A 3,447-nucleotide genomic window follows, 5' to 3' on the forward strand; every position below is an offset into this window, starting at 1 on the left:
CCCCACCCTGCTGTGCCGACGGGGCCGCCCCCGCCTCCTGTTGGACTTCCGAGACCCCAACCGGGATGTACGCATGCTCTGTTGAACGCGTCATACGCCCTGCTCGGATGACATCGGCCACCCATGTGTACGACCGGTACCGCGTCTGTGCGCCCGGTCGAACGCCGGACGTGGACGCGTGTACGGGTCGCTACGGCGGCGGGTGCCGCCGGACGACCACCGGAACCCGCCGGGCGGGCGCACCCTCGCGCCCGCCCGGCGTCTGTACTTCGTGTTGCGTCCTGATAGACGCGAGAAGACCCCGTCAGGTCATCAGCTGGCGCACTTTTCCTTGTCCGCCGTGTTCTTCTCGACGTCCAGGTCGGCCGCCGACGACGAACCGCTGATCTTCACCCCGGCGCCCTTGAAGTCCTCGCCCAGGGTCAGCACCATCGCGGGCAGCCCCTGTGAGTTGGTCTCGCTGTTGCCCTCGCCGGGCTTGAGCGCGGACGCGGACAGACCCATGAGGTCGGCCAGCTTGCGCGCCTGGTCGGCCTGGTCCGGGTCGTACTCGAGAGTTGTCTTCGACAACGTCTTGCCCGCGTTGCCGAGTTGGCTGGACTTGGTCACGCCGACCTCGTTCTGCAGCCAGTTGAGCGTGGCCTGTGCGCTGCCGGCCTCGGCACCGCCGTTGTAGACGTTGACCCGGACCTCGGAGGCGTCGGCGCGCTTGCCCTTGAGCTTCGCGGCCTGCTTCTCCTTGGCCTTCTTCTTCACCTCGCTGAGCGAGACGTCGTCACGGATGGTCTGGAACAGCTCCTCCGCCTTGCCCGGCATCGGCAGCACGGTCGCGCGGTCGGTGTTGTCGACGACGGGCACCGTGGTGAAGGTGATGTTCTTCGTGCTCACCTTGCCGACCTCCTGGCCCAGCGAGGCCAGCTTCTTGATGTCGGTGATCTTGTCGTCGACGGAGAGGGCCTTCGTGGCCGCCTCCGCCAGGTCGATGACCTTGCCCGGGTCGGTGAGGGTGTCCTCGGACTTCATCTGGCGGATCATCGAGCTGAGGAACTGCTGCTGCAGCTCGATCCGGCTCAGGTCGCTGCCGAGGCCCACGCTGTACCGGGTGCGCAGGAACGCCAGTGCCTGCTCGCCCTGGATGGTGTGCTTGCCCTCGGAGAGGTCCAGCTTGGACTTGGAGTCCTTGATGGGCTTGGCGAGGCAGACCTCGACGCCGCCGATCGCCGTGGAGAGCGTCTTCACGGCGTTGAAGTCGGCGACCATGAAGTGGTCGGGCTTGATCCCGGTCAGCTCGGTGACCGTGCGCATGGTGCAGCTCGGGGTGCGGTCGTACTGTCCGAGGCTCGTGTTGAACCGGACGTTCGGCGTGCCCGGGATGTTCTTCTGGGAGCCGTCCTCCTGCGTGGTCAGGCAGTCAGGGACGTCCACGATCATGTCGCGGGGGATGCTCATCGCGGTCGCGTTCGAACGGTCCTTGGAGACGTGCAGCAGGATCGTGGTGTCGGCGTGGCCGACGCTGTCCTTGTCGCCGTAGCTGCCGTTGCCCGCGCCGGTCCGCTTGTCGGTGCCGATCACCAGCAGGTTGATCGCCCGGTCCTTGCTGAAGCCGCCGGTGCCGGCGCCGTCGTCCGAGATCTTCTGGATGTTGTTGTTGAGGTGCTGGTAGTAGAGGTAGGCCGCGCCGCTCACGCCCACCAGCACGAAGGCCAGCGTGCCGCCCGTCCACACCAGGATCCGCTTGCCCGTCGACTTCTTGGGCTTCGTTTTGGTCCTGCCCCGGCCGCCACGGCGGCCCGGCAGCGGCTCCTCCTCGGGCGTCCCGCGCCGACGGCGGGGCCCCGGAACCACCTCGGGGATCTCCCGGGTGTCCGGTGTCGCCGTCGCCGACCGCCCGGAGGCGCCGCCCGCTCTGGCCCCCGCCGCCGCGGGCGTGGCCCGGCGGGGCCTGGGTACGCCTGACTGCGGTGCGGAAGGGGCCAGTCGCAGTTCGTATTCACCGGTGTTCGGGTTGAGTACCCACTGGTCTGCGGGATCGATGTCTTCCGCCCGCCCACGGCCTTGCGCGTCCACGGTTGTCTGATTCCTCCGTCGGGGCCACGCGGCGTCTTCCCCCTCAAAAGACGCTCGGGTCTCGCTGCAAGTGGTGCGTGACCGGGAAGGCCTGACACACCGGATCGCTCACACTAGCCGCCCGATCAGGCGTCAAGCGACGGCGGTGACAAATTGCACGTCCCTACAAGTGGGCAATCTGCCCATTTCCTAGAGCATTTGTGCCTCGTGTTGACGTGCGTTTTACCTGCGGGGACCCACTCCGGTCACTCGCAGGCCCCTTCGGCGGCCGTGCGACCGCGGAAAGTGGGCATCGGATCAGGGGTGAGAGAAGACCCGTCCGACAGCCCGTGCGCATGTCCCTCGGGTCCCCCCTCCGGGAGTTCCCGGGCCACGGCCACGGGTGCGTCGGAGCGCAGCCGGGCGAAAAGCCGGTGTGCCGCCGGCTCGAGGAGCTCGTCACGATTGGCGTCATGGGCGTACGACTTCCTGGGAACGGTCAGGAATTGCACCCTTTCCATGGGAATGCCGCGCATTCCGCGGACAAGATCGTAGAGACCGCGCAGACTCGCCAGACCGGGGTCGGTGGTGAGTGAGGACGTCGCCGCGTCCAGGACCGGATAGAGCTTCACCGGATTCAGCAGGACGCCGTTGCTGCGCACCTTCGCGGCCAGTGCCGCGAGGAAGCGCTGCTGGCGGTCCATCCGTTCGGTGTCACTGCCGTCGCCCAGCGTCTTGCGGGCCCGCACATAGCCGAGCGCCTGCTCGCCGTCGAGTTTCACCCGGCCCGCGGGCAGCCGGAGCTTGGCGGCCTTGTCGCGGATGGGGGCATCGACGCACACCTCGACGCCGTCCACGGCGTCCACCATCTCCTTGAAGCCGCTGAAGTCCACGACCACGTGGTGGTCGATGCGGATGTCGGTCATCTTCTCGACCGTCCGGATGGTGCAGGCCGAACCCCCGGCCTGGAAGGCGTAGTTGAACATGGTGAAGGTCGGTTCGGACCGGGTGCCGTCAGGCCTGCGGCAGCCGGGCACGTCCACCATCAGATCCCTCGGCAGGGACACCGCGGTCGCGCTGCGCCGGTCGGCCGCCAGGTGCAGCAGGATGGTCGTGTCCGACCGCTCGGTGCCCGAGTCCCGCCCGTATCTGCCGTTCTCGTTCCCCGACCGGGAGTCCGACCCGATCATCAGGATGTTCTGCGCGTCCCGCACCAGCGCGGTCGGCCGCTCCCGCTCGTAGCGGGCCAGCTCGTCCGCCGCCGTCGTGTCCGACGTGATGTTCCCGTCCAGCTTCCGATAGGCGGCCCACCCCACCGCCACGCCCCCGAGCAGCATCGTCGCGGCGCCCGCCGCGGTCCAGCGCAGCCACCGCCGTCGGCGACGGCGGTGGCTGCGCTGG

At 68.3% G+C, this 3,447-nt stretch carries 2 protein-coding genes; both read right to left on the reverse strand.

Annotated features, from left to right (window positions below):
* Positions 1 to 312 precede the first annotated feature (312 nt).
* Positions 313 to 2,067: an LCP family protein gene (locus AOK15_RS39755; RefSeq protein WP_055523944.1), complete on the reverse strand. Its 1,755-nt coding sequence runs from the start codon at positions 2,065 to 2,067 to the stop codon at positions 313 to 315.
* 245 nt (positions 2,068 to 2,312) lie between these two features.
* A partial coding sequence (locus AOK15_RS39760; RefSeq protein WP_055523946.1) for an LCP family protein occupies positions 2,313 to 3,447 on the reverse strand: 1,135 nt, incomplete at its 5' end.

The sequence above is a fragment of the Streptomyces ossamyceticus genome (genome assembly GCF_001418475.1).
In the GTDB taxonomy this organism is placed as follows: Bacteria; Actinomycetota; Actinomycetes; order Streptomycetales; family Streptomycetaceae; genus Streptomyces; species Streptomyces ossamyceticus.